Source organism: Eggerthella timonensis, assembly GCF_900184265.1.
Classification (GTDB): Bacteria; Actinomycetota; Coriobacteriia; order Coriobacteriales; family Eggerthellaceae; genus Eggerthella; species Eggerthella timonensis.
This window is the reverse complement of the sequence record NZ_FXXA01000002.1, coordinates 1,424,011-1,450,815: the sequence shown is the minus strand read 5'-3', so window position 1 is coordinate 1,450,815 and position 26,805 is coordinate 1,424,011. Positions and strand designations below refer to the sequence as shown.

Annotated in this window: 25 protein-coding genes and 2 pseudogenes; 6 read left to right on the top strand and 21 right to left on the bottom strand. The window is 65.4% G+C overall.

Annotated elements, in window-relative coordinates; all coding sequences use genetic code 11:
* The first annotated feature begins 49 nt into the window (after positions 1-49).
* Entirely contained in the window at positions 50-724 is a 675-nt protein-coding gene (locus tag C1A15_RS06015) for a YczE/YyaS/YitT family protein (RefSeq protein ID WP_101721706.1), read from the top strand.
* Positions 721-1,782, top strand: a complete 1,062-nt coding sequence (locus tag C1A15_RS06010; RefSeq protein ID WP_245864945.1) for a lactonase family protein — start codon at positions 721-723, stop codon at positions 1,780-1,782. The genes C1A15_RS06015 and C1A15_RS06010 overlap by 4 nt, the downstream gene beginning before the upstream one ends.
* Before the next feature lie 140 nt (positions 1,783-1,922).
* Here the strand turns inward: C1A15_RS06010 and C1A15_RS06005 are convergent, their stop codons facing one another.
* From C1A15_RS06005 to nrfD (C1A15_RS05965), 10 genes and pseudogenes are all read right to left on the bottom strand, one after another.
* Entirely contained in the window at positions 1,923-2,546 is a 624-nt protein-coding gene (locus tag C1A15_RS06005) for a TorD/DmsD family molecular chaperone (RefSeq protein WP_101721704.1), read from the bottom strand.
* Positions 2,539-2,976, bottom strand: a complete 438-nt coding sequence (locus C1A15_RS06000) for a DUF4405 domain-containing protein (RefSeq protein WP_101721703.1) — start codon at positions 2,974-2,976, stop codon at positions 2,539-2,541. Before C1A15_RS06000 ends, C1A15_RS06005 begins: the two co-directional genes overlap by 8 nt.
* Before the next feature lie 10 nt (positions 2,977-2,986).
* A complete protein-coding gene (locus tag C1A15_RS05995) occupies positions 2,987-3,340 on the bottom strand; it encodes a hypothetical protein (RefSeq protein ID WP_101721702.1) in 354 nt (117 codons plus the stop codon).
* 69 nt (positions 3,341-3,409) lie between these two features.
* On the bottom strand, positions 3,410-4,570 hold the full coding sequence (gene nrfD, locus C1A15_RS05990; protein WP_101721701.1) for an NrfD/PsrC family molybdoenzyme membrane anchor subunit: 1,161 nt from the start codon (positions 4,568-4,570) through the stop codon (positions 3,410-3,412).
* Positions 4,571-4,582: 12 nt separating this feature from the next.
* Complete coding sequence (locus C1A15_RS05985; protein ID WP_245865083.1) at positions 4,583-5,203, bottom strand: 4Fe-4S dicluster domain-containing protein; 621 nt, start codon at positions 5,201-5,203, stop codon at positions 4,583-4,585.
* 6 nt (positions 5,204-5,209) lie between these two features.
* A complete protein-coding gene (locus tag C1A15_RS05980; protein ID WP_245864944.1) occupies positions 5,210-7,405 on the bottom strand; it encodes a molybdopterin-containing oxidoreductase family protein in 2,196 nt (731 codons plus the stop codon).
* 195 nt (positions 7,406-7,600) lie between these two features.
* Positions 7,601-7,708: pseudogene (locus tag C1A15_RS17405) on the bottom strand (twin-arginine translocation signal domain-containing protein); the annotation flags it as partial.
* Between the two features lie 366 nt (positions 7,709-8,074).
* Positions 8,075-8,479, bottom strand: a complete 405-nt coding sequence (locus C1A15_RS05975) for a GntR family transcriptional regulator (protein WP_101721698.1) — start codon at positions 8,477-8,479, stop codon at positions 8,075-8,077.
* A 5-nt stretch (positions 8,480-8,484) separates the two neighbouring features.
* The gene (locus tag C1A15_RS05970; protein ID WP_101721697.1) at positions 8,485-9,456 is read right to left on the bottom strand and encodes a slipin family protein; all 972 of its coding nucleotides are present in this window, start codon (positions 9,454-9,456) and stop codon (positions 8,485-8,487) included.
* Between the two features lie 18 nt (positions 9,457-9,474).
* Complete coding sequence (gene nrfD, locus C1A15_RS05965) at positions 9,475-10,389, bottom strand: NrfD/PsrC family molybdoenzyme membrane anchor subunit (RefSeq protein ID WP_101721696.1); 915 nt, start codon at positions 10,387-10,389, stop codon at positions 9,475-9,477.
* Between the two features lie 167 nt (positions 10,390-10,556).
* Here nrfD (C1A15_RS05965) and C1A15_RS05960 point away from each other — a divergent pair, with 167 nt between their 5' ends.
* Positions 10,557-12,203, top strand: a complete 1,647-nt coding sequence (locus C1A15_RS05960) for a sensor domain-containing diguanylate cyclase (RefSeq protein ID WP_101721695.1) — start codon at positions 10,557-10,559, stop codon at positions 12,201-12,203.
* Positions 12,204-12,233: 30 nt separating this feature from the next.
* Here C1A15_RS05960 and C1A15_RS05955 read toward each other — a convergent pair whose 3' ends face one another.
* Positions 12,234-13,085 (bottom strand): DUF4097 family beta strand repeat-containing protein, encoded by an 852-nt coding sequence (locus C1A15_RS05955; RefSeq protein ID WP_101721694.1) that lies wholly within the window; start codon positions 13,083-13,085, stop codon positions 12,234-12,236.
* Between the two features lie 15 nt (positions 13,086-13,100).
* Positions 13,101-13,817, bottom strand: a complete 717-nt coding sequence (locus tag C1A15_RS05950; RefSeq protein ID WP_101721693.1) for a helix-turn-helix domain-containing protein — start codon at positions 13,815-13,817, stop codon at positions 13,101-13,103.
* Between the two features lie 306 nt (positions 13,818-14,123).
* Between C1A15_RS05950 and C1A15_RS05945 the strand changes: the two genes are divergently transcribed.
* The gene (locus C1A15_RS05945; protein ID WP_101721692.1) at positions 14,124-14,678 is read left to right on the top strand and encodes a TetR/AcrR family transcriptional regulator; all 555 of its coding nucleotides are present in this window, start codon (positions 14,124-14,126) and stop codon (positions 14,676-14,678) included.
* A 463-nt stretch (positions 14,679-15,141) separates the two neighbouring features.
* Positions 15,142-15,924 (top strand): endonuclease domain-containing protein, encoded by a 783-nt coding sequence (locus C1A15_RS05940; RefSeq protein WP_245864943.1) that lies wholly within the window; start codon positions 15,142-15,144, stop codon positions 15,922-15,924.
* Positions 15,925-15,939: 15 nt separating this feature from the next.
* Here C1A15_RS05940 and C1A15_RS05935 read toward each other — a convergent pair whose 3' ends face one another.
* The 5 genes and pseudogenes from C1A15_RS05935 to C1A15_RS05915 all read right to left on the bottom strand — a co-directional run bounded on the left by C1A15_RS05935 (position 15,940) and on the right by C1A15_RS05915 (position 22,536).
* Positions 15,940-17,631, bottom strand: coding sequence for a hypothetical protein (locus C1A15_RS05935; protein WP_245864942.1), 1,692 nt, complete (start codon positions 17,629-17,631; stop codon positions 15,940-15,942).
* A 280-nt stretch (positions 17,632-17,911) separates the two neighbouring features.
* Positions 17,912-19,822, bottom strand: a pseudogene (locus C1A15_RS05930) (efflux RND transporter permease subunit); the annotation flags it as partial.
* Positions 19,823-20,170: 348 nt separating this feature from the next.
* On the bottom strand, positions 20,171-20,707 hold the full coding sequence (locus C1A15_RS05925; RefSeq protein ID WP_101721690.1) for an NYN domain-containing protein: 537 nt from the start codon (positions 20,705-20,707) through the stop codon (positions 20,171-20,173).
* Between the two features lie 36 nt (positions 20,708-20,743).
* Positions 20,744-21,490, bottom strand: a complete 747-nt coding sequence (rlmB, locus tag C1A15_RS05920; protein WP_101721689.1) for a 23S rRNA (guanosine(2251)-2'-O)-methyltransferase RlmB — start codon at positions 21,488-21,490, stop codon at positions 20,744-20,746.
* 251 nt (positions 21,491-21,741) lie between these two features.
* Entirely contained in the window at positions 21,742-22,536 is a 795-nt protein-coding gene (locus tag C1A15_RS05915) for a trimeric intracellular cation channel family protein (RefSeq protein WP_101721688.1), read from the bottom strand.
* A gap of 178 nt (positions 22,537-22,714) precedes the next feature.
* On the opposite strand from C1A15_RS05915, the gene C1A15_RS05910 reads away from it, so the two are divergent.
* Positions 22,715-23,500, top strand: coding sequence for a hypothetical protein (locus C1A15_RS05910; protein WP_101723723.1), 786 nt, complete (start codon positions 22,715-22,717; stop codon positions 23,498-23,500).
* Between the two features lie 76 nt (positions 23,501-23,576).
* Here the strand turns inward: C1A15_RS05910 and C1A15_RS05905 are convergent, their stop codons facing one another.
* From C1A15_RS05905 to C1A15_RS05890, 4 genes are all read right to left on the bottom strand, one after another.
* Positions 23,577-24,107, bottom strand: a complete 531-nt coding sequence (locus tag C1A15_RS05905) for a methylated-DNA--[protein]-cysteine S-methyltransferase (protein WP_101721687.1) — start codon at positions 24,105-24,107, stop codon at positions 23,577-23,579.
* Positions 24,108-24,116: 9 nt separating this feature from the next.
* Positions 24,117-24,758 carry a TorD/DmsD family molecular chaperone gene (locus C1A15_RS05900; protein ID WP_101721686.1) on the bottom strand — a complete coding sequence of 214 codons (642 nt, stop codon included), beginning with the start codon at positions 24,756-24,758 and terminating at the stop codon, positions 24,117-24,119.
* A 193-nt stretch (positions 24,759-24,951) separates the two neighbouring features.
* Positions 24,952-26,163 (bottom strand): NrfD/PsrC family molybdoenzyme membrane anchor subunit, encoded by a 1,212-nt coding sequence (nrfD, locus tag C1A15_RS05895; RefSeq protein ID WP_101723722.1) that lies wholly within the window; start codon positions 26,161-26,163, stop codon positions 24,952-24,954.
* 16 nt (positions 26,164-26,179) lie between these two features.
* Complete coding sequence (locus C1A15_RS05890) at positions 26,180-26,797, bottom strand: 4Fe-4S dicluster domain-containing protein (RefSeq protein ID WP_101721685.1); 618 nt, start codon at positions 26,795-26,797, stop codon at positions 26,180-26,182.
* Positions 26,798-26,805: the final 8 nt, after the last annotated feature.

The window sequence follows — 26,805 nt, the reverse complement described above, 5'->3', positions numbered from 1 at the left end:
GCCATACTGGGCGATCGACGTATCATCCGCACGAGAAAGGCGACGGCTCATGGCGAAATGGATGGACCTGCGCCACACCTACAACCTCGCAGGCAAGCTGCTGTGCTCGTGCATCGGCGTCGTGTGCATCGCGCTTGGCACCACGGTGTGCCGCGTCGGAAACGTGGGGGTCGACCCGTTCACCGCCATGAACCTCGGCCTGAGCTCGCTGGCGGGCGTCGATTTCGGCACCTTCCAGCTGCTCGTGAACTTGGTGATCCTCGTTGCAGTGTTCGCGTTCGACAAGTACCAGATCGGCCTGGGCACGCTCATCAACATGGCGGGCGTGGGCTACCTCATCGAGCTCTTCACGTGGCTGCTGGGATTCCTCCCCCCGTCCGAGGGCTTCGTCAGCGCCGGCGCGCACCTCGTCGTGGGCACGTTGCTGTTCACCCTCGGCGTGTCGCTGTACCTGAAAACGCGCATGGGCGTGGCGCCGATCGACGCCATCGCGCCCGTCATCGTGGCGCGGACGCGGTTCTCGTACACGCCGGTGCGCATGACCCAGGATATTTCCGTGACGATCATCGCCATCCTGGTGGGCGGGCCCATCGGCGTGTTCACGGTGATCGCCGCGTTTTTCACGGGGCCGTTGATCACGGCATGGAACCGGTTCGCGACACTGCCGCTGTACCGGCGCTTCGGCGTGCTGAACCGCGAAGAGCTGGCCGAGGAGCGCTCGTGACCCCCGGAGCCAGCACCGGGGCACGGCGGCTGTTCGCAGGCGGCTATACCGACGGATCCGGGCGCGACGGCATCTCCACGATCGCCTTCGACGTGGGGCGCGGCGCGGCGCGCGTCGTGCGCACGGACGGATGCGCGCCGAATCCGACGTATCTCGCGCGACGCGGGTCCTTCCTCTACGCCGCGCATGAGCTGGACGCATGCGGGCGCATGGCTTCCTACGCCATCGCAGCCGACGGCTCGCTGGCCTGCCGTGGAGCATGCACCGCGCCCTTTGATGCGGGCACCTGCTTCGTGCTGCCCGATCCGAACGGGCGCAGCCTGTACGGCGCGAACTACCTGAGCGGCTCCGTCGGCTGCTGCGCGCTGCTGGAGGATGGACGGCTCGTTGCAGGGCTGCCGTCGCGGCGCCATGAGGGAAGGGGGTTGCGCGACGACCGGCAGGAGGCGCCCCACGTGCACTCGCTGAGCTTCGTGCCGGGAACGCGCCTGCTGGCAGCGGTCGATCTCGGCATCGACGCGCTCGTGATCTACCAGGTGGACGCATCCGGCGCGATCGCGCCGGACCCCGTGGAAACCGTGCAGGTGCCAGCGGGTTCGGGGCCGCGCATGGTTGCGTACCATCCGCGGCTGCCGATAGCCGCGCTGGTGAACGAGCTGGCGTGCGACGTGGCTGTGTTCCGCATCGGCGAAGGCGGGCTGCAGTGGAGGATCGTCGAGCAGCTGGCGCTTCCGCAGACGCCGGGCGGCGATGCGCTGGCGGCCCATGTCGCGTTCGCGCCCGACGGGCGGCAGCTGTACGCGTCGGTGCGCGGAAGCGACCAGCTGGTCGTTTTCCACGTGGACGAGCGGGGATCGGTCGGCGGTCGTTGCGACGTTCCATCCGGCGGGAAGGGGCCGAGGCATTTCTCGCTGTCTCCCGACGGGCGGTTCCTCGCGGTGGCGAACCTTGCGAGCGACGACGTGTGCCTGTTCGCGCGCGACGCCGCCGACGGCGCGGTGCGGGCCGTCGCGCACGTGCGCGTGCCGCAGGTCGCATGCGTCGTGTGGGATGCGTGAGCGCCCGCACGCCATGCGCGGTCTGCGACGCTGCCAAAAGGGGCGTTTTCTGACACTTCTCCACACGCCTATGACCAGGCAATATACCATGTTTTACCAGGTCATAGGAGTGGCAAGAAACGCCCGTATGGGAAAGCTCCCTACCCGACAAGCGCGCCCAGGTACACGGCGGCCGCGCAGTAGAAGGGATGGCGGGACTCGGCGGCGACGGCGCGCGCGAAGGCCGGCATCCAGGTTCGGGCGTGGCCCTCGAGGAAGGAGGCGTAGGCGGCCTGCGCTGAGCCGCCGGGGAGGCCTGCGGCCCCGGGCGCGCCCGCCGGCGCCTCGGCCCCGGAGGCCAGGGAGGCCAGCCAGGACAGCAGCTCGCACTCGGCGGCCACGTGGTCGAGCGGCTCGTTCGTCCCCTCGGGCCGCCCCAGGCCGCAGGCCTTCATGAAGCGCTCGACCTCCATGGAGCGGGGGCTCACGAACAGGAGCGCCCGCGCCCCGTCGGCCCCCGCAGCCCAGACGCCCTCGTAGGGCGAGCAGGCCGGCTCGGGCGCGCCGACGAGCAGGCGCGTGGCCTCGGGGCGCAGGCCGCCTGCGGGCGCGCCCGCGCCGAAGCCCTCCGGCAGCGCGAGGCCGAGCGCCGAGGCGACCTCGCGCGCGGCCTCGGTCCACTCGCCGGACGCGACGGCGCCCTCGAGCTCCGCGCCCGGGTAGCGGAACGAGAGCGCCGCGAGCTCCCAGGCGGCGGCGCGCACCCGCCAGACGGCCTCATTCATGCGAGCCCCCTTTCCGGAACGCCCTCGCGACCCACCTCCAGTGCGCGGCCACGTGCACGAGCAGCAGCGCGAGCAGCGCCTTCGCGGCGACCGCGTGCAGCGGGTCCCAGAAGTAGTACCCGTCCGCGTACAGCCCGAACGCCGCCAGGACCGAGCCCGAGATGCCCAACCCCGAAATGGTGACCACGGCAAACGCCAACAATATCGCAGCGTCGAGCGCAAGGTTTCCTCGCCACGACCATGACCTTTTAGCCGTCATGCGCCCTATCGCATCGGTCGCCCAATCGACATGAACGGCCACATGCGCCAAAAACAGGACGAACAAGCCCACTCCGGCCCACTCGTGAAACCCTATACCCGTCAAGGACGGAAGCGACACGATCGCGTATACCGCCACGAGCACGATGTCCATACCAAGATTTCGCTTCATGCGGCAATCCTTACAGTTTCCAGGATACAAGCACCAAAGCCAAAACGATCACCACGGGAACGACTATCCACAGGGTCAAACTCGCATCGCTGGCCTGACGGTAGCGATCGGCGAGTGTTTCCCATGCGTGACACTCGACAGAAGCGCACGACGCCTCAGGGCAGGTCATATCGTGCACGCCGTCGGGCTCGGGCACGTTGTCGAACGAATGGCATCGTCCCGACGCGCACCCCACTGCCGGGCAGGAGGACGATTCCGTAATAGCCCGCGGAAGAGCCACATCGTCCGACGCCAAAGCCGCCACTCCGAACACCGCGCCCATCGCTATCGCGAACACCACTATCGTGATACCCATTTTGCGCATACGTTCCTCCTGCACCCCGGCGCCGCGCGAGCCGCGGCCCGGGGCTAGATGATCTTGGTTCGACGATGATCAGCGAACGAAAAGCGGCAGCTTGCGCAAGCCGATGACGACGAGCGCAACGCCCAATGACAGCACCGCGACAGTCACGCCGAGCTCGACAAAGGAAGGAACGTACATCGGCGTTGCCAGGGGAATCGTATTGACGAAGCCAGCCGTCTCGATACCCGGATACGGTGCTTGCATATCCAAGAAACCCGATATCATAAACTGAACGCGCTTGCAGAACACCGAAACGAGCGCAAGGAGGGCAGCGGCGGCGATGGCGCAGGGGGCCTTCCGCGCAAGCAGCAACACGATCGCGATGACGGCGGCGGCCACTTCGATCCAGAACACAGGAGCGAGGGCGCCCGAAAACAGCACGTTCATCGCATCGGCATGCAATCCGATCCCATACGACCCCACCATCACATCGCCCAGCAAGCAAAGCAGGTCGGCAAGCAAAGCCACGACGAGCACCCGCCCCATGCGGTTGAGAGCATCCGCAGGAAGCGCAAGCGCATCGGAGCCTTTCAAAAGAAACACGAGCACCATTATCACGGCAAGCCCGCTCACCACAGCGGAAACCGCAAACCACGGCACGAGCAGCGCAGTGTTCCACAAAGCGCGGCCCGGCAGCAACCCGAAGATCCACGCGTCCACCACGCAGAGAGCGATCGCTGCAACAAGGGCAACACCGGCTACGATCTTCACGCTGCGACTGCTCGCTTTCCCAGCTTCTGCACGAACGAGGGTTACCAGATACAGCACCGCAACGATCAAGAAGACGGGCAGGACGAAAATATCCCACATGAGCGGCGAGGCGAAGTTCGAATAGACGAACAGCTCCCACACGCGCAAAGGACCGCCCAGGTCGATCGTCACCAAGCCGATCGATAGGATGGAAGCGCACACCGCAACCCACGCTCCCAGCTTCGACAATCCAGCGAAGGCCGACGATCCCCACAAGCGAGGCACCGTCGCAACCGCAAGCGCGCCCACTGCGATTCCGACGGTGAACATGAACGACATGAGGTACAAGCCCCATGGGTTCGCGTCGCTCATGCCCGTCGCATCCATTCCAACGACGATTTGGTACACCCATGCGCACACGCCGACGACGGCAATTGCAAGAGCCGGAATTACGATGGCTTTAAATCGCTGAGCAGGTAAAACATCTTCCACGGATTTCATCGGTTCCACCCCTTACACCAAGTAATAGACTGAAGGCTTCGTGCCGCGTTCGGGCAGAAGCTGCTTGTGCGACCGCTCTCGCAAGAGCCTCGAAATCTCAGAGCCGGGATCATCCAAGTCGCCGCTGACTCGCGCTCGACCCGGACAAGCCGAAATGCAGGCAGGCTGCTCTCCGCGAGCCACACGCTGATAGCAGAACGTGCATTTTTCAACGACGTTCTTCTGGTGCGTAGGCGCATCCCCTTCTCCGAGGCCGCCCATGACATACAAAGGCTCTTCCCAATTGAACGTGCGCACGCCATGGTACGGGCACGCCGACATGCAAATACGGCACCCGATGCACTTATCGTAGTCTTGGCGCACGACGCCGGTCTCCGGATCTTTATACGTCGCGCCGACTGGGCAAACGGTCACGCACGCCGGGTTCTCGCAATGCTGGCAAGCGATGGTGACGTACGACATCGTCAAGTCGGGAAACGAGCCCTTCGGCGTGTCCTGCCATTCGCCCCCTTCCGTGTAGACGCGGTTCCACCAATTGCCCTCCGGCACGTTGTTCGTATGACGACATGCCACCGAACATGAATGACAGCCTATGCAACGTTGCGTATCGATAGCCATTCCGTAGTGCATGATTCCCCCTTACTTCTTCCGGACGTCGACGCGAGCGTCGAAGTACGCGAAGTTCACGGCCATCGGATCTGATTCGGCCCCGGTCAAATCTTGGTAGCATCCCTCGATGAACTGGTTGCGCTGCCAGCCCTTGGGAATGGCGCACACCCCCGGCGGGCACGCATCGTCGATGATCGCCTTGATGGTGACGGCACCTCGGTCGTTGAACGCCTCAGCGATGTCGCCATCCTGGATGCCGCGCTCGGCCGCGTCTTCCCGGGAAAGATGCAGAAGCGGTTCCGGATCGAGCTCGCGCAACGACTCGACGGCGAACCATTGGGTATGGGTTCTCCATCGTTCGTGCAGCTGGATGTAGCTCAATGGATACTTCTGGGCAGCTTCGCTATCGTCCCAGCTCTCCGTCGGCGGGTTGAAGTACGGGAACCGCTCCTTCTTCGAAGCTTCCTGCCAGTTCTGACCGAAATCCACACGGGGAAGAGGCAGTTCGCAGTACAGCTCGGCTCGCCCCGACGGTGTGGGGAACGCACCGTTGGCACCGCGCACGAACGGCTGGTCCTCCGAGCCGACGCCGCGCAATGCCGCATGTTCCTGCAATGCATCCAGCGTGATACCGCGCTTGTTGATGGGTGCCCCATCAAGCAGCAGCTCGATCCATTCTTCCGGCGTGCGCAAAGGCACGTCGTCGGCAAGCCCCAAGCCTTCTGCGATACGAGCGATCACCTCGGAGTCGGGCTTCGCCTCGTACAGCGGCTCCATCGCCTTGTGGGCGTACAACACGAAGGGGTTTGCGTAGTTGTTCACGCGCAGCTCGTTCACCTCAGTCCAAAACGCTACAGGCAACACGATGTCGGAATAGCGAGCGGTATCGGTGAACTCGGTCTCCAGCGTCAGCACGAAATCGACGTTGGGAAGAACCTCGTCGAACCACTTGTTCTGCTCCGCATAGTTGCTCATCCCGTTCGACGAAGCGAACATGAGCGCCTTGATGGGATACTCCTTGCCTTTGTGCTTTCCCGAGGAAACGACGTTCGCCAAATCGCACTGGGGAATGTTGGTGTAGGCTTTTTTCCCAGACTTGGCAGCCGTGGCTGCGAAATTCAAGAGCATCTGATCACCCAAGCAGCTGAACCCGCCCAAGCTTGACCCCCGACGCGAGATGTTGTCGGTCAACGCGTGGATGAGCGCCATAGTCTGCATGAACAGGTGGCCGTTGCGATAGTGGTCGATACCGTACACCGCGTAGAGAAATACGGGGCCATCCTCTTTGTATATACGCGAAAGCTCCGCGATGGTCTCTACCGGCACACCCGATACCTCGGAAGCCTTCTCCAGCGTATACTCGGCAACGTGCTTTTTCAAAGCCGTGTACACCGTCTCGACCTCGATGCCGTCCACCTCGTACGAGCCCTCGAGAGCAGGGGTTTCGCACTCGGTGTACAGCGCCGGCGAGCCCGTTGCCTCATCCCACACGAATGCCGGATCGTTCGCCATAGAGCCCGGCTTGTTGAGCGTGACGGCATCGCGCACGTCCGCCATCTCGCCGCCCTCGACATCGGAGCGGCGCAGGATGAGGCCGGTGTCCTTGCGCAGCAGGAACGGTGCCGACGTGGTCTTCTTCACCTTCGCTTCATCGATGGCATCCTGGGAGACGATATCGTTCAGGATGGCGAGCGCGATCATGAGGTCAGAGCCGGGGCGAACGGGCACGAACTCGTCGCAGCGGGCAGCCGTGGTGGAGTACATCGCATCGATGCACGTCAGCTTCGCGCCTCGCTCTTTGGCAAAGCGCAGTTGGCGCCAGCTCTGCGGCTGGCTGTTCACCGGATTGGATCCCCAAACGAGCACGTGTTTTGCATCGAGCACGTTTTTGAGCTCGTTGCTGTACCCCCAGATGCCGCCTCCGATAACGCGGTTCGTGCCATGCCCGGATGCCTGATCGTAGCATACGTTGACGTTGGTCGCCTCGGCAGCGTTTTTGAACAGACCCAGGATCCCGCCGCCGCCTTGGACCGCGCCGTAGTTACCCGATCCTGTGTCGATGGCGAGCGCGCCCGGCCCGTACTGCTCGCGAACGGATCCCAGCTTGTCGACGATCTCATCGATGGCTTCGTCCCAAGATATGCGCTCCCAGTCGTCGCCTCCGCGCTCCCCCACACGGCGCATGGGGTACTTCACCCGCGTACGGCTGTAAGCACGCTCGTGCATGCTCAAACCGCGGGGGCAACAGCCCGAATACTCGTCTTCGGGATAATCGCCGCGCGACATGTAGCACACTTTGCCATCGCGGATATGAGCTTGCAGCATGCAAGCTTGAAAGCAATTCGACCGGCAGCTGGTAGTGACCACGGTCTCCCCGCCGCTTTCTTGCGCGAAAGCCTCGCCCCTGACCGCCAAGGACGACAGCCCCGCAGCCCCTCCGCCAAGAGCAGCAGCGCCTGCTGTGGCACCTGCTGTTTTGAGAAAGCTGCGGCGTGTTATCCCCGTATCCAGGTAAGCTGAACCTGACATTTCTCCTCCTCGAAACTTCGAGTTAGGACATCACCTTGAGATGTTTGCCGGGTCGAGCACGCGATCCGGCAAGCGCAATCCTACAGGATATCCCCCGATACGCACCTGATAAGAATTGGCCAAATCCTTGATTGTCACATTATCACAATGTCTTGCGACATTCAATGTATACCATTAGCCTAGTTGCAGGATAGAGGAGATGGAACGAACGAATGTTTCACGTGAAACATGGGGGGGCTGGGGTGATCGGAGATTCGTACGCCGGGGCAGTCGAGGGTCGCCGTGGGTCGACCCCGATCCGCGAGCGCGGCCCCGCGCCACGAGAGGTAGGGCGCGATGGCGGCGATGGGACGGAACGGCGGGCTCTTAGCGGCCGTTGGCTACGAGCCGTTGGGCGAGCCTCGCTTGCACGAGCGCCAGGATGTCGTCGTCGGCCATGCCCGCGTTGGCGCAGGTGCGGATCAGGTCGTCCACCAGCAGCTCGACGGGGCTGTCGGCGGCGAGGGTGGCGCCTACGGCGTGGCGCTCGGCCACGAACGTGCCCCTCCCCTTGCGCGTGGAGATGTAGCCCTCGCGCTCGAGGTCCATGTAAGCGCGGTTCACCGTGTTGTAGCTGATGTCGAGATCCACTGCCAACGCGCGCACGGTGGGCAGACGGTCGCCCGTCTTGTACTCGCCCGATCCGATGAGGTAGGCGATGCGGTTCTTCACCTGGATCCAGACCGGCAGGCCGCTGTTGTAGTCGAGTTCGAATGAGGCGAGTGGGTTCATAGAGCCTATCTCTCAGTAGTTCGGTCGCCGTTCATCATAGCACTATCCGTGAATCCGTCGCTCATGGCGCTGGGCACGGTGACCACGGTGCCCTTGGACTTCTTCACCGTGTCGTACTGCATGAGCATGGTGCGCAGCTTGAGCGCCGCCTCCGGGTCGCCGTAGACGCGCGCAGCCTCGGCCAGCATCTCCGCGAGCTCGGCTTCCACGCCGGCCACGGTCATGCGCGCGTTCTTCTCGCGGTCGGCCTGCGCCTCCAGCGACATGACCTCCTGCAGCTCGTCGGGTATCACGATGTCGCGCACCTTCACCGAGATGATGTCGACGCCCCAGCTGGCGGCCTCTTTCTCGATGTCATCCTTGATCTCGGCGTCCAGCTGGTCGCGGCGCAGCGCCACCTCGGCCACCGTGGAGCGGCCCACCGCCTCGCGCAGGGCCGTCTGGGCGAGGAACGACACGGTCGCGTAGTAGTCTTCCACCTCGGTGCACGCCTTCTCGGCATCCCACACCACCCAGAACAGCACGGCGTCCACCGTGACGGGCACGAGATCGGCCGTGAGCGTCTTCTCGGCATAGAACGGCGTGGCGATGGTGCGCTGATCCACGCGGATGGTGCCGTGCTCGATGATGGGGATGGTGAAGTACAAACCCGGTCCCACGACGCGGTTCAGGTTGCCGAACCGCAGCACCACCACCTTCTCCCAGGAAAGCGCGATGTGCGTCGACGACAGCACGAGCAGTGCCACCAGCAGCATGGCCACGACGGCCTCGATGCCCACGGCCCCCGTGGCGACGTACGCGATGCCCAGCACCACGGTGCACGAGGCGATGAACACCGCTATGTTGAAGATGATCGCGCCGTTGCGCGACGATTTGCGCGGCACGTACGAGGTGGCCGCCCTGATCTCGGCGTCCTTGTCGCGCACGTCGTAGGGCGCATCCTTCGCGAACCGCTCGCTTGCCCGTCGTTTCGCCATCGCTTCGCTCCTTATCCCCTATCCCGCTTGTCCGAACCCGGCAAGCCCGTACAGCGCTTCCGGCACCTGCGTCACATCGTACGCGCCCGCGCCGACGATGCACCAGCGCAGCGCAAACCCTCCAACCAACAGCAACGCCGCGATCCACAGCAGCTGCGTGCGGCTGTTCCCGTGCGTCAGGAAGCGCTCGAGCACGAGCGGCACGGCGAGGCCGCACACCGCGAGCACGCCCCAGAACACGGGAGCCAGCTCGCCAGCGACCAACGCCCGCGCTCCGGCAGCCGTGCCCTCGCCCGTGAACGCGAGGAGCACGAAGGCGGCCAGGCAGCCCGCCTCCACGAGGACGAGCCCGCCGTCGACGCGCGAAAGCCACACGAGCGGCCCGCGATACGGATGCCGCGTCTCCACGAACGACGCGGCCAGAAACGCCACCGCGATTCCGCAAGACGCCGACGACAGCACGAACAGCGTCGGCACGAGCGGCGTGCGCCACAGCAGCACCGACGCGAGGCTCTCCAGCAGCACGCCGGTGTAGGCCGTCGTCGCACCCGCCGCGGCGATGCCCGCCGCCGCCAGGCACACGACCGCCATGCGCGACAGGCGCACGCCGTCGAACAGCGCGAACGCCGAGAACGTCGCCGCAAGAACCAACGCCGCCGCAAGCGCGAACGACCCGACCGCCATCGCCGACGGCTCGGGCGAGGTCAGCAGATGAACCAGGCGGTCGGGGCGGCCGAGGTCCACGAACAGGCACAGGACGCCCACCGCCAGCGTCACCGTGCAGACGGGCCATGCCCGGGCGAAGAACTCCTCGGGCATCGCGAGCGCGCGCCACCGCATGACGCGGGCGCATTCCAGCACGCAGAGCACGGCGAGGGCGCCGGCGCCGGTTCCGCCCAGGAAGAGATAGCATATCGTGAGCGCGTTGAACATGCGACGCCCCGTCCCCTTCGCGAATTGTCGCAATACAGCAATTCATTGGTATTATAGCATGGCGAGCGCTGCTTTCCCGACAATCGAGACGTCGGGAATATTTGACCTCTAGCATATCGTTCGGAGCGGAGTACAATGTGCTTCAACAAAAAGGAGAGGGGGCGCCCATGTACCGGAAAACGCTTCACATCAACCTGTTCGGCGTCTCCGATCCGCTTGCCGCGACCTTGCGCGGCATCGCTCCCTTCGAACGCTTCACGCACGAGCTGGTAGCTCACGACGCGTGGGACGACGACGCGTTCCTCGCGGGCGACATCGTGATCGCCGACGCCGCCTTGCTCGAGAAGGCGCACGGCGCAGCGCGTCCCTCCCGTTCGCTCAAAGCCCTCTCCGCGCAAAGGCGGCAACAGCGAGGGGAATCGTTCAGCGCTTTCGTCGTCATCGTCGACGCCGAAACGCTGGAAGCCTGGGACGCCGAGGATTACGCCCTCGTGGACGCGACCTGGACGGCGCCGCTCGACGAAGCGCGGCTCGCCTTCGAGTTCGCCCGTCTGCAACGAGAGGCCCTGCTGGCGTCCGAGATGCGCCTGGCCCGCACCTATCTCGACACCGCCATCGACTCCACGCCCGAGCTTATCTGGTTCAAAGACGCGCGCGGATCCCACCTCAAGGTGAACGATGCGTTCTGCTCCACCGTTGAGAAGACGAAGCAGCAGGTGGAAGGCCGCGGGCACTACTACATCTGGGACATCACGCCCGAGGAGTACGCCACCGGCGAGTACGTGTGCCTGGAATCCGAGGACGAGACGATGGAGGCCGGCCACACGTGCCTGTTCGACGAGCAGGTGAAGACGAAGCGGGGCATGCGGCAATTCAAGACGTACAAGTCTCCCCTGTTCGACGAGGACGGGCGCACGATGGGCACCGTGGGCATCGCGCACGACGTGACCGATCTGGGCAACATCGCCACCGAGCTGGACATCCTCATCAACGCGCTGCCGTTTTCGGTGGTTATCGAGGACGCGGACGGCATCATCCTCAACGCGAACCGCGAGACCGAGACGTACTTCAAAGTGGACCGGCATCGCATCATCGGCGGGCACATCAAGGATTGGCGGCGCATCGTGTTCGGCGACGATCTCGCCCAGCAACGCGAGATCCACGAGGATCGCGAGTTCGAGGCCGTGATCGGCGGCGAACGCAAGGTGCTCGAGATGAGCAAGACCCCCATCGTTGACGTGTTCGACAACAAGACGGGCCAGATGCGCATCTACCGCGACGTGACGGAGGCGCGCAAGCTCGAGGAGCGTGCCGTCATGAGCGCGCGCACCGACTACCTGACCGGCCTGTACAACCGCCGCTACTTCTACGAATACCTTGAGGAGCGCGACCGTACCGAGCCGCTGTCGCTCATCACGCTCGACCTCGACGACTTCAAAGAGATCAACGATCGCTTCGGGCACGCGATGGGCGACGAAGCGCTTCTGAGGGTGGGCACCATGCTGCGCGCGGCGTTCCCGGAAGGCCTCGCCATCAGGTGGGGCGGCGACGAGTTCGTGGTGGCGGTGTTCGGCAAGCACGATGCGGGCGAATTGCGCGAGCAGGCGGAAACGCTGCTCGCGAGCATGAGCGAGCGCTCGAAGGTCGACGGGTACGCCCGCTCGCTCACGGGCAGCGTCGGCATCGTGACGTCCGACGACCCGAACTTCTCCATCGACGACCTCATCAGGCATAGCGACGAGGCGCTCTACCGCGCCAAACGCGCCGGGAAATCGCAATGCTGCGTCTACGGCGAAGGCGAGCCGGCCTGCTAGCCGACTCGCCCTTCTTCCGCCCAAGCTGGGTCAGTTGCTCGAATCGATGCGGAACTCGCCGCTGGCGATGCGCGCGCTCACGCTGGCGCCGCCGTCGCCGCTCGTGTAGACGTTGCCGTTTTGCGAGAGCGAGAACGTGCTGCTGAAGTCGCCGGACGCCTTGTCGATGCGCGCGGTGAACCCGCTGTCGCGGGGCACGGCCACCCCCACCTCGCCGCTGGCGATGTCGACGTCGACGGAAGCGGGGCACACCTCCTCGCAGACGACGCGCGTCTCGCCGGAAGCCGTGCGCACGTTCACGCGATCGGAGAAGCGGCCCTCGACGTCCAAGTGCCCGCTCGCGACGTCGATGCGCAGCTCGTCGGCCTGCAGGTCGAGCCCCGTCAGGTCGCCCGATGCGAGCTGCAGCTTGAGCGATTCGCAGCCGAGGCCGCTCACGTCGTAGTCGCCCGACGCGCCGTCGATGTCGACGGTGCCCAGCTGCCGGGCGTAGCTCTTCGGGATGCGCACCTCGAGGCTCTTGCGCCCCATCAGCGCGGAGCACGAGAACCACTGGCCGTAATCCACGTTGAGCGTGTCGCCGCTGACGGACCAGCGCATCTGCTGCGCCTTCGTCGCGCCGCCCGTGGACGTTTCGATGAGCTCGATGGCGTCGCCTTCGCCGGTCACGTCTACCTTGACCTCGCCGGCGCCCCATTTGATGGACAGGTTCTTGACGTCGGCCGCATCGACGCTGGCCGAGCCCATGCTCGTCTTGCCCCAGATGCCGCTACCCAGGTGCCAGGACGAGCAGCCGCCGAAGCCGATGGCGCCCAGGATGAGCGCGCCGAACACGATGATGAGCACGATTTTGACATACGAGGCCCTTGTGAGTTTCGTCATGATGAGGCCCTTTCGCTAGCGGCGGTTCGCGCGGTAGTTGGGGTCGTTCTCGATGATGTGCGCGATCCAGTAGTACAGCGGGATGGTGAGGAAGACGAACCAGCCCGGATGCCACCAGCCGAACAGGAATCCGCCTGCCAGGAAGACGATCACGCAGAGCACGGGATACGGGAACGTCATCCACGGACTGCGCGGGCGATGCTCCTGGTTGCCATAGGATTCGGGAGCTTGCGGCGTGTAGGGCGCCTGCGGCTGCGGGGGTTGCTGGGACGTGGGAGCTGCGCCGTAGAAGGGTTGCTGGACCGGTTGGGGCTGCGGCTGCGGTTGCGGCGGGGCCTGGTGCGCCTGCTCGGCGGTCGCGCGGGCCTGCGCTGCGGCCACGGCAGCCTGCGCCGCACGGACGGCGGCCTCGTTGGCGCGCACGGCCGCCTCCTGCGCCTGGGCCTCGGCAGTGGCGTCCTTGTCCTTCTCCTCGAACAGGACGTCGTCCACCACATCGTCGTCGATGCACAGCAGGTCGTCGATGGACACGCCGTACAGCTTCGCGAGCGCGATGAGGTTCCCCGTGTCGGGCGACGATTCTGCGCGCTCCCATTTCGACACCGCCTGCCGCGACAGCCCGAGCCGCTCGGCCAGCTCCTCTTGACTGTATCCTTGCTCGCGTCGCATGGCGGCTAAGCGCTGGGCAATCTCGACGTTCATGAACGATCCCTTCTTCGACGTTGGGGACATGGTGTCCGCTCCTTCTCGATTCCCAGCCTACGGTTGCCCGGCTCGTTGCACCAGCATGTCTGGTTATCATTTTACGCAACCGGCGGTTGCATACGCCCGCGAAGTGGGATTTCGTGACATTTGTCACAATGGAATTCCGCAAGGACGACCAGGCGGGGTGCCGGCAAGAAGTTCGTGCCAAAACGGCTCTTTGGCGCAATTTGCGCGTTTTTTGCGCGGAAGCGCCATCATCGCCGTTCGCTTCTTCGATCGCTGATGCGTCTTGCATGCCCTATACTGAGACGATCGAATCGAAGGAGGCGTCGCATGGAACCCGACAAGATCGACCGTCGCGTGCGGTACACGAAGCGCGCGCTCACCACCGCCCTCATCGACCTCATGCGCGAGAACCACATCTCCAAGATCTCGGTGAAGGCGCTGTGCGCTGCAGCCGACGTGAACCGCAGCACGTTCTACGCCCACTTCCGCAACCAGTACGACCTGCTGGAGCACGTCGAAGCCGAAGCGCTGAACGACCTCAAGGCGCGCCTGCTGGCCGACGACGAGCCGCGCACGCGCAATGTGGTGAAGATCCTCGAATACGCAAAAGAAAACGCCGACGTGTTCATCATGTTGCTGGACGAAAGCGACGGCAGCTTCCAACGGCAGATCATGGAGCTGGCGCATCTCGTCGACCTTCAGATGTCGGATGAGAACGGGATCGTGGAAGCCGACGACCTCGAGTACATGTACCTGTTCGCCGTGTCGGGCGCCCTCGGCATGCTGTCGCACTGGCTGAAGAAGGGCACGCCGCAATCCCCCGCCGAGATGTCGGAGCTGCTGCTGCGCATGATCCAGCACGGCATCGAGGAGCGCGCGTAGGAATCCGAAGAGTCGCCGGCCAACGTCATCGGCGCCGCGTTGCCTCCCACTCGCGATCCCCGGTCGCGATCCCAACGTCGGCGGTGCAGGACGCGTTTCGAGGCAGAAATTTGCGGGTATGCGAATCAAAATCATCTTCGTAGTGCCGCATTCCCTACCCCGAAAAGCATGAACTGGGGATTCTTCACCGGTATCGATATGCTTCATGAAAAACCGCGCCCCACAATTCGCATACCCGTAAATCTCTGCCAGAATATGTTATGCTGACCGAATGGATATACTTATCGGATATGATTCGGCGTTGGACTACTGGAGAACGGTGGGTCCGGGCTTCTTGCGCGGTTACGAAGAGCGCCAAATGACCACGCGACGCGCCCGCCGGGCGCTCGCATCGTCAAAGGTGCCCCGCCTTTCAGAGGGTAACCGACGGCCGGCAGGATGTGCTCTACCCGTAACGGCCTTGGTGGGCGACGTCTCATGCAGAACGGACACCGCGAGCGTCATCACCCGCATCTACCCCGACCTTCCCGAGCGGTCGTTTATCGACGCGGGCAACGGGTTCCTCGTCAGCACGCCGGAGTTCTGCTTTCTGCACATGGCGAATCGGCTGTCGGTCACCCAGCTCATACTGCTGGGGTACGAGCTGTGCGGAACGTACGTCCTGGTCGACAAAGGACCGGCGCCGCGAAGGGATGCGCCGCTCACCACGGTTGCCAAGCTACGGGCGTTTGCCGAGGGAGCCCCGAACGCACGCGGGCGGAAGAAGGCTTTGAGAGCTTTGCGCTACGTGCTGGATCGCTCGGCATCGCCCATGGAATCGGTGCTCGCCATGCTGCTGAGCCTGCCGTACAGCTTGGGCGGCTACGGGCTGGCGCAGCCGTCGCTGAACTTCCGCGTGGACGTGCCGCCCCGCTTCCGCAAGCTGGCCGACCGGACGTACTGCGCATGCGACCTGTGCTGGCCCGAAGCGCGCTTGGCCGTGGAGTACGACAGCAGGCTGCACCACGCCGATCCCGAACGACAGGAGAGCGACGCGCGGCGACGCGGCACGCTCACATCCCTCGGGTTCACCGTGGTCACCGTTTCCCGAGCACAGGCGATGGACAGCGGCTCGTTCAACCGCCTCGCCCATCAGCTGGCCAAGCTCTTGGGGAAACGGTTGCGCTATGTCGATCCGGGGTTCACGCACACGCATCTCGCCCTGCGCGACGAGCTGCTGGAAGCCGTCGGGATGCACGCGAGCTGAGGAGGCCAGAGCGGCTTACCCCTGGAACAGGGCGAGAAAACGGTCCCAGATGGTCTGCTCCTGCTCGGGCTGCTCCTCCTGGGGCGCTTCGGGTTTCTCGATGGCGGCCGTGGTCATGACGAACTGCACCGCTTTCACGTTGGCGTTCTGCGACGACGTGAACGAGACGGGGTCGAACTCCGGGAAGTCGTAGTCGGCCATGAGCTCGGATATCTGCTCTTTCATGGTGTCGGGCAGCGCGGATGTGGACGCGTTCAGCTGGTCCATGCCGCTGCTGAGCTCGCCCGCCCCGATCGCCAGCTGACCGGTGCCGCCGGCGAGCTGGCTCGTGCCGGACGACAGCTGGCTGTAGTTGCCGGCAAGCGCCGACAGACCCGACGCGTACTGCGTCAGCCCCTCGTGGAACCGGCCGTACTGGCCGGACAGCTGCGCGATTCCGTCGGCCAGCTGGGAGAGCTGGTCGAGCTGCCCGCCGCCGACGGCGGCGTCGAGCGAGGAAGCCATGGAGCGGAGGGCGGCCTCTTGCTGGGCGAGGGCGTCCGGCAAGGAGCCGAGCAGCTGGCTCGCGCCGTCGAACGCCGCTTTCGTCGCGGTGTAGGTGCCCTTGACCGTTTGGGCGGCCTTGTAGTTCGCAAGCAACTGATTCAAAGTCGCGGCGTCGTCGGGATTGCCCGACGCGCCCGCGACTGCGGCCAAACTCCCGATCTGCTGATCGGTCAGCGTGCCTTCGGGAATGGAGGCGATGGCGCCGTCGAGCGCCGGAAGCGCCTTCGCGTACCCCTGCTCGACAAGCACCGCGCTCGCCTGCAGCTCCCCCAGCCCGTCCGCCAACGCATTCAACCCGCCGGGCAGCTGCCCCAGCTGGTCGAGCTGCGACAGGTCGGCGCCTTGCAGGCCGCCGGCGATGGCCGAAAGCGCGCTGCCGATCTGGCTCGAGGCGCTCACCAGCTGGCTCGACGAGCCGTTCAGCTGGTTGAGCCCTTGGCCGAACGCCGCGGAGCCCGACGACAGGCTCTGCGCGCCGCCGGTCAGCTCGTCCACGCCCGCCGCCAGCGACGAGGTGCCGTCTGCCAACGCGCTCACCGCGTCGGACAGCGTGCTCATGCCGTCGACCATCTCGTCGGTGTCGGGCATCTCGATGACCGAGGAGTACGGCAGCGCGGCGATCTGCGCGCCCGTCATCTCGAAATCCTTCACCTTGGCCGTGAGCGCGAAGTCGCCGTCCTGGCCGGGCAGCACGGTGAACGCCACCGTCGTGTCTTCGCCGGACTGCGCGATGGTCGCGCCCTCTCCCGCCACCTCGGTTGCCACGGCGCCCGGAAGCGTGAACGTGATCTGCAGCATGAAGCTGTCGTAGAACGCGGGGTCGACGGCATCGTTGCGCGCGGTGGTCACGTGGATGGACAGGTCGCCCGAAGCGCCGGCCAACTGATCGGCCTCGACCTTCTTGCCGTCCAGCTCATAGGCGATCGACACGTTCCACGGCAGCGTGGTGTCGGCAGCGTCGCCCTGGTAGTACAGCGCGCCCTCCTCGGCCTCGAACGTGGTCGCGTCGCCAACCCGTGCCAGCTCGGTCTCGTTCGTGAGGTTCTGCACGGCCGTGTAATCGCCGTGGTCGACGACGGTGCCCGCCGCCTCCACGTCGAAGCGGTTCACCACGTACACGGCCTCCGGCTTGCCGTTCGCGGCCAGGGTGGCGTACACCACCTCGGACTTCTCGTAGGTGGCGGTTGATGCGGAAGCCGTCGAGGTCGCCGCGGAGGCCAAGTCCGGCGAAGCGGCGAGGGCCGCAGCGGGAGCGCCGACGGTTGCGAGCGCGACGGCCAGGCAGGCGGTCAGCGCCATGCGAATGCGCGGGTAGGACTTCATGATTCGTCTCGAGCGGGTCGGGGGCCGCGGCGGGAAGCGGCTCGGGGGTTGCGACGGGCGATGCGTCGGACGCTTCCCCGGGATTCGCGGGCGCGAAGTTCGCACGCCAGGTGGTGCGTCGGATGACGCGGTCGAGCAGCACGAGCAGCGCCGGCAGGAAGCATGTGACCAGCGCCAACGACAGCAGCGCGCCGCGAGCCAGCAGCAGGCCCAAGCTGGACACCGCCGACATGCTGGACGCGAACCCCAAAGCGAAGCCCGCGGTGGCCAGGATGCTGGCCGACACGAGCAGCGACGGGAACGTCTCGCCCAGCGCGCGATGCGCGGCCGTGCGGGCCGGAACGCGCTGGCGGAGGCGCAGGTAGTGCGTGGTCAGCAGGATGCCGTAGTCGATGGTGGCGCCCAGCTGCACCGTGTTGATGACAAGGTAGCCGATGAAGTTCACCGACTCGCCCGTGAAGTACGGGATGGACAGGTTGATCCAGATGCCCGACTCGATGGTGAGCAGCAGCACGAGCGGCAGCGTCAGCGAGCGGAACGTCACGAGCAGCACGATGAGGATGGCGACGACGGCCACGGCGCTGACCACCACGTTGTCCACGGCCACGATGTTCTTCATGTCGTAGAGGTTCGCGGACTGGCCGGCCGTGTAGTACGTGTCGTAGTGGCGCGCTGCCGTCTGCTGGATAGCCTCCACCGTGGCGAACGCCTCGTCGCTTTCGGTATCTGTGCTCGTGTAGGCGATGATGCGCGCGTAGTTCGGCGAGTAGAACTGGTCGACTACGCTTTGGTCGAGGAAGCCCTGCGGGATGGCGGCGCCCACGGAAGCGGCGTACGAGATGACGCTCTCCACGTTGTCGAGCTTTGCCAGATCGTCCGACAGAGCCGCTTCGGCCGCCACGTCGCCGCGCGGCACGAGCACCACTACGGCGTTCTGCTGGCCGAACTCGTCTTGGATCATGAGCGTGTCGGCGCCGGAGCGCAGGTTCGGGTCGGGCTCGCTGTTCTGATAGGTGAACACGGTGTGGGCCTGGCCCAAAAACGCGGGCACCACGAGGGCCAGCACGAGGACGAGCGCCGGCACCCGCACCTTCGACAGCACTGCTCCAACGTTCTTGAACGAGGGCATGAGCGGCCGGTGTTTGGTCTTGTCGATGAGCTTGTACAGCGTGAGCGTGACCGCCGGCAAAAACACCATGACGGTGAAGAAGCTGAACACGATGCCCTTCACGAGGTTGATGCCGAGATCCGCGCCGATCTGGAATTGCATGAACGCGAGCGCGGCGAAACCGAACAGCGTGGTGACCGCGCTGGCGGCGATGGTGGACAGCGAGCGGCGCATCGCCGCGGCCATGGCCTGCTCCACGTTCGGCGTGCGCTGGCGCTCGGCCGCGAACGCGTGCAGCAGGAAGATGGCGTAGTCCAGCGACACGGCCAGCTGCAGGATGGGGCTCACCGAGAACGTGATGAACGACACCTCGCCCAGCACGATGTTCGTGCCCATGTTGATGAGGATGGACACACCGATGGCGGCGATGAACAGCACCGGCTCGATCCACGACGTGGTGGACAGCACGAGCAGCAACAGGATGATGGGCACGAGGATGAGCGCGGCGTTGCCGGCCTCCTCGGCCGTGCTGGCCGTGGTCTGCGCCGTGTCGGACGCTTCGCCCGACACGGCGTTGCCCGGGCCCGCCTCGTCGACGAGCGCGCGCAACGCGGGAATGGCGGTGCCCTCGGAGCCCTCGGCCACGGTGACCTGGAACAGCGCGGCGCCGTCGCGATAGTACGTCTCCACCGTGGAGGCGTCGGCCATCTCGAGGGGCACGGTGACGTCCACGACGTCGTCGAGCCACATGACGCCCTCGACGCCGTCCACCGCGGCGATCTTGTCCTTGAGCGCGAGCGCCTGGGCCAGGCTCACGTCGTGGACGAGCACGTTGGCGTTGGGGACGGCCTGGGTGAACTCATCGTTCATGATGGCGACGGCCGTGGTGGATTGCGCCTCGTCGGGCAGGTAGTCCACCATGTCGTAGTTGACGCCCACGAACGGGATCATGGCCGCGCACACCACGGCGACGGCCAGGAAGGCCCCCACGACGGCTTTGCGTCGCGCGATGATGCCGTTGATGATGCGATCCATACCCGCCCGCCTGTCCGCTCCGTCCGCGCGCCGTGCGCGCTTGGTTACCCTACATCATGAATGATAACCAACACGGTGTAGCGAAACAACCGACACGGCATGCTCGAACTGCCGATAGTCCAACACGAAAGGCGCGATGTGTCGGACATTCACCGAATCGCCATCGTGAGACAAAGGGACGGGGTAATTGTCTCGTTCGGCGACCGAACGAGACAATTACCCCGTCCCTTTGTCTCACGCGCCGTCGCGGAGGGCCTTGAGCTTGGCGAGGGTTGCGGGGTCGATGCGCGAGGCTACCGTGTTCTTCTCGGCAACCTTGGGCGTGTCGTCGAGGCGCGCCTCCTCGTAATACATGGCCACCTCGCGCGAGAAGCCGTCCGCGCTCATGCGGTCCACGCCGAAGCCGAACGTCGTGTCCTGGACGGTGGCGTCGCTCGTGACGACGAGCGTTTCAACCTGGCGCTCGCGCGCGTCGTGGGCCAGCTTCTCGATCACCTTGTCGGCCGACTGGCCCGCCGGCGAGAACACGATGCGCACGCCGCCGACCTTCTCGGCTTCGCCGTTCGAGAACGCGTTCTTCGCGCCGTCGAACACGATGACGGCCTTCCAGTCGCGACCGGCGTAGTTCACCACGTCGTTGATGAGCATCTCGCGCGCCGCGTTGAACGTGTCGTCGGTGTAGTCCTCATCGGGCGCGTTGCGGTAGCGGCTACCGGAGCGCAGCACGTTGTACCCGTCCACAATGAGGAGCTTCTTACGTTGCTTGGCCATGATCCGTCCGCATCAACCCGTACGTCCGCCGCTGCCCTACTGGTTCTGGCGCAGCCACTCGTACATGCAGGCGGTGGAGGCCTGGGCCACGTTGAGCGAGGCCACCTCGCCCTCGATGGGCAGCTTGACGAGGAAGTCGCAATGCTCCATGACCAGGCGCGATATGCCCTCCTGCTCGTTGCCCATCACGAGCGCGATCTTGCCCTTGAGGTTCGCGTTCCAGATGAGATCCTTCGCGTGCTCGGTGGCGCCGGCGATCCAGAAGCCCTCGTCCTTGAGGCGGCCCATCGTCTGCACAAGGTTCGACACCTGCGCCACGGGCACATGCGCGATGGCGCCGGCCGAGCTCTTGTAGGTGGACGCCTCCACGTGCGCGCTGCGCTTGTTGGGGATCACGATGCCGCACGCGCCCACCGCTTCAGCGCTGCGCGACACGGCGCCGAGGTTGCCCGCGTCGGTGATATGGTCGAGGATGACCACGAGCGCGCGGCCGTCGTGCTCTGCGGCCGACTTCCCGGCCGCGTCGATCACGTCGCCGATGCCCACGTAGGGAAACGGCGCGGCCTTCGCCATGACGCCCTGATGGCTGCCGCGGTCGGACTTGCCGTCCAGCACTTTGCGCGGCACCATCTCGACCGTGGCGCCGACGCGCTTCGCCTTGCGCAGGATATCCTCGATGAGGCCGTCGCGCTGCACGTTGTCTGCCATGAGAATGCTCTTGATGGGCACGCCCGTGCGCAGCGCCTCGATGACGGGGCGCTTGCCCTCGATGAAATCAGCCATGTTCCACGATCCTTCGCATCTTCTCCGCGTCGATCCTGGCATGGCATCGCACGGCACGTTGTTGATACGGTCAGTATGCCAGATGGGCACGCGGTCAACGACGAAGACGCCCGTTTCTTCAGCGTATCGCCATGCGAGCGCGTCGGCGACGGCCGCATCGACCGCAGTCGCCCGAAAGACGACGTTTCGGCGAGAAAACTCCGTCGTTCGGGCGACAGCGATCCGGAATACGATCTGAGCTCCGCGCGTCCTCAATCGCGCTTCTCGCGGCTGCGGCGCCAACGACCCCGGCGCCTGCGCTCCTTCTGCGCCACGGTGGCGTCGCCGCCGTGCAGGAACACGCCGGACACGATGCGCTTCACCTTCCCCACCCCGCGCGCCACGTGCGGCGTGAGGTCGGCCTCGTTGCGCGTCTTCCAATCGAAGTACACGCTCCAATACCGCAGGAACACGACGACGAACACGCAGGCCGCACCCGCAAGCGGCAACGGACTGCCCACATAGGCGAGGATCACGAACGCGAGCGAGCCGCCCAAGCCCGCCACTGCGTAGAAGTTCGACTGCTGGAAGATACCGGGCGTCTCGCCCACGCAGATGTCGCGCACCGCGCCGCCGCCCACCGCCGTGATGGCGCCGAGGATGACCGACAGCACGAACCCCTGCTCGAGCGAGAACGCCTTGCTGGCGCCGGCGAGCGCGAACAGCCCCACCGACAACGCGTCGGCGAAGAACACCGTGGCGTCGAGATGGCGGAACAGCCCGCGGAAGTAGAACACGAACGCGCAGATGGCGATGCAGATGAGGATGAGGTCGGGATGCGAGGTGAAGTACACGCCGTGGTCCTGCAGCAGCACGTCGCGGATGATGCCGCCGCCGTATCCCGTGAGCAGGCCGAGCACCACCGTGCCGATGATGTCGAGCTTGCGGTCGCACGCGAACAGGGCGCCGGTCAGCACGCCGACGACGACGGAGAAGTAGTCGATGCTCCACGGCACCGTGAGCACCTGGGAATCGGAGAACGCTTGCTGTAGAAATGCGGTGTCCATACGCCCCTTTCGGAATCTGCGCTTATGAAACCACATGCGCGCGGTTTGCGCCAGAGCGAATGTTCGGCGCGCGGTTAACACAGGGGGCGCTTACACACGATGAGCGAACTGGTATGATACAACGGAAACGCAATCGGGCCGTCTGCACGCGGCCGCGTACCGAATGAAGGGAATCACGTTGAACAAGAAGATCGTTGCGACCGCGGCCTGCGCGTTCCTCGCGCTGGCGCTTACCGGATGCGGCTCGAAAGCCGAAGAACCCAACTTGCCAGATCCGAACGCCAGCTCGTCGAGCAGCGGCTACACCGTCACCGACGCGGCCAAGCTCAAGGCGCTCTCCGTGGGCGAGTCGGCCGTCTGGCGCGACTACGAGGTGACCGTGAAGTCTATCGACCGCGCGAACGGCCAGCTGAACGTGCAGATCGATGTGAAGGCGCACTCGAACGCGCAAGAACTTTCCACCGAATGCCTGCTGTCGTTCGGCATGCCTCCCGTCAACTCGACGTTCGCGAACAGCGTCATCTCGGTGCCCGCGGGCGAGACGGCGTCCGGCACGCTCACGTTCGACGACCAGTACGCTTCGCAGCGCCTGTTCTGGAACGACGGCGCCACCGAGGCCACGTGGCTGCTCGACCAGGCTCCGGCAGCAACCGAGCCCGCGCCGCAGCCCGAAACGCCCGCCGAGCCCGAGACGCCCGAGCCCACCGAGGATCCGCAGGCCAAGGCCGTGGCAGCCGTCGAGGCTGCGCTGCCGGGACTCATCGCCGACAACACGTACTACGCGTTCCAGAGCTTCGACCCGGCCACGGCCGCCATGACGCCCGTGGAGGGCGGCTACCAGTACGCGAACGACGTCGCCATCCTCGACGGCGACGGCAACGCGACCACCACGAACGTGCTGCTCACCTGCGACGCGGACGGCAACGTCACCTCGATGACGGTGGACGGCGCGCTGATCTTCTAGAATACGCGCCCCGCCTGCACCGCAACGAAAAACGGCCCTCAGGGGCCGTTTTTCGTTGCGCGCGTGGTTGCGACCCCTACAGGGCCGTTCCCCTCTTCGGGACGCTCAACGCTTCCACGTCGACGCCCTCGATGCCCAAGAGCGCAATCTTCTTCTGCAGACCGCCGGCGTACCCGGTGAGGCTGCCGGTCGAGCCCACCACGCGGTGGCACGGCAGGATGATGGAGATCGGATTGCGCCCGACGGCGCTGCCCACGGCGCGCGCCGAGGTGCGGCTCCCCGTCTGCTCCTCGAGGCGGCGCGCCAACTGGCCGTACGTGGTCAGCCGGCCGTACGGTATCTCGGCGAGCAGCGTCCACACCCGTTGCTGGAACGCGGTGCCGCGCGGATTCACAGGAGGAAGCGCACCGGGGTCGCCGCCCGCGAAGTAACGTTCGAGCCAAGCGCGCGCCTCGACGAGCACCGGCAGATCGGGCCGCTCCTCAGCCGCCTCGAGCGTGGCCTCGAAGTGCTTCTGCCCTTCCAGCCACAGGCCGACGATCGCATCGCCGTCGCTGGCGACGGTGACCGGCCCGACGGGCGAATCCATCTCGAGCAGGTAATCCATGCGCTCTCCTTACGAACGCAGCGCCTGCGCGTGCCAGCCGAGCAGGGCTTGGGCCAGTCCCACGAGGGGCGCGAAATAGCCGTTCGGAGCCGTCTCGGCGATGCGCGCGCGGAACGACTCGGCCCAGGAAAGCGGATGCCCCTCGATGAAGTCGGCGACGGCCTCGGCCTCGGGGGCATCGCCCATGCCTGCGTCGATGCGGGCGCACTGCGACGAGAGGTACAGCAGCTCGATTCCCATGTGGTCCTCGTACTGGTTGTTCTCGTTCTTCACTTCGAGCCCCGCCGCGCGCAGCAACTCGCGCATCTCGAACGTGGCCTGCCCGAATCCCACGGTTACGTCCTGGCCGCGGTACATCGTCTCCCACGGAGCCGCCGCAGGCGACGGCGGGCCCACGAACAGCTTCGTGTACTCGACGGCGGCGCGCTGGGGCTCGTCCTCGCCCGCCTCCCCGCGCTGAGCAGCGCCTTCGGCGTAGCGCGCGCACGATGCCACGGCCTCGGCCACGGCATCGTCGTCGAACGTGGGGAACGATGCCCAGAACGCCGGATCCAGGCCGACCGTCGACGTCATCGTCATCGGCTTCAACAGCGAGTTCCCGATGAACGCGTAGGCTTCCGACAGGGTCTTCCAGGGAATCTCGTTCGCCATGGCGAAAAACTCCTTTCAGCGCGAGGCGCGCAACGTGAACCAAGGTGCGTGGCGTATAGCATACCGCAACGGAAGCGTCCCGAGCCGTGCGCGGGGAGGGAAAGAGCACGACTCGGGCCAGCGGGCGGACAGGGCGAAGAGCCGCGGGTCGCAAGGGTCGCAAGCGACGACCGCGGCTCGCCAACCGCGCGCTTTACGCGGCTTCGCCCGCCGGCGCCGCGACGCCCTCGCGATTCGATGTGCGGCCGGGCAGCAGCTTCTGCGTCAGCACGACGAACGCGAGCGCTCCGAGGGACACCACGCCGACGGCGATGACGATCTCCACCCAGGTGGGAGCGTACGAGCTGGCGACGGCCCACATGTCGATCCCCGTCGCGTGGGCCGCGGCCGTCGAGCCCGAGGCCACGCCGGGAGCGCCCATCACGTTGAACTCGACGAACGAGGTGAGCAGCAGCCACACGCGCTTGAAGAACACGCCCGCCACCACGCACACGCTGGCGGCGGCCACCAGCCCCATGCGCGCGCGGTTCTTCGCGAACACGAGGATGCAGAACGGGATGAGGATGCCCACGACGATCTCGAACCAGAAAAACGGGGCGGTGGCGCCCGTCGCCATGATGGCGAGCGTCTCGGCGCCGGCGGCGCCCGGATACGCCATGGTCAGCACTTCGCAGCCCACGAGGAAGCCGTCGACGGCGACGCAGGTGGCCAGCAGGCCGGCCAGGTTCGACAGCAGCTTCTTGTCGGTTTTGAACCGACCGGACTTGTTGAGCCCCATGAGCGAGAGCAACAGCAGGGCCAGGCCGGAGTCCATGGCCGACACCACGAACAGCGGCGCCATGATGGCCGAGTACCAGCCTTCGCGCGCCATCTCGAGGCCGAAGATCCACGCCGTCACGGAGTGCACGAGGATGGCGACGGGCAGCGCGAAGCGCGACACGACGGCAACCTTGCCCTGCGCGCCGGGCTTCTTCGACTTCATGAAGTACAGGTACACGACGTTGATGGCGAGGTACAGCGTGATGACGCAGATATCCCAGAACAGAGGAGAGGTCACGTTCGGCCCCGTGACGATGCGCCACACGCGCTGGATGCCGCCGAGGTCGATGAGCACGAACATGCCGGCGCAGCAGATGCACACCGTCGACAGGATGACGGCGGGAAGCGCCACCTTCTTGTACTCGGCCACGTGGAACACGCTGGCCGACGAAGCCACGATGAGGCCGCCGGCCGACAGGCCCACGAAGAACATGAAGCACGTGATGTAGAGGCCCCACGACGTGCCGTTGTTCATACCGGTCACGCCGAGACCGCCCATCAGCTGGTAGATCCAAGCGGCGACTCCCGCCACCGTCAGCGCGCCCAGCACGCCGATGGCAGCTTTGGTTTTCGTAGAGGTTCCCATGATGCGCACCTCCTCCTTAATTGAAGTAATGGACTTGCGGGCGGGTGCCTTGCTCCTCGAGGAGGACACCGGCCTTGCGAGCGACGACGAGCTTCGATATCTCGCTGTCAGGATCGTCGAGATCTCCGAACGTGCGGGCTTTGACCGGGCAGCATTTCACGCACATGGGCTCGTCGCCGCGATCGGTGCGCTCCTTGCACAGGGTGCACTTCTCCACGACGCCCTTGCCGCGCACGGGCACGTCCGCATCGCCGTAGTTGAAATCGGGCTCGCGCTTCGGGTCGCTCCAGTTGAACACGCGCGCATTGTACGGGCACGCCGCCATGCACATGCGGCAGCCGATGCACTTCTCGTAGTCGACCTCCACGCGGCCCTTATCGTCCTTGTACGTGGCGCCCGTCGGGCACACGCGCAGGCAGGCGGGGTTCTCGCAATGCTGGCAGGCGACGGGCAGGTAGCTCCTGCTGAGGTTCGGGAACTCGCCCAATGCCCCGTCTTCCACGTCGCACCCTTCGGTGAGCACGCGGTTCCAGCGCATGCCGGAGGGCACGTTGTTCTGCATCTTGCACGCGTGAGCGCACGTCTGGCAACCGATGCAGCGCCCCTTGTTGATAGCTATCCCAAGCTTAGTCATGTCGCATC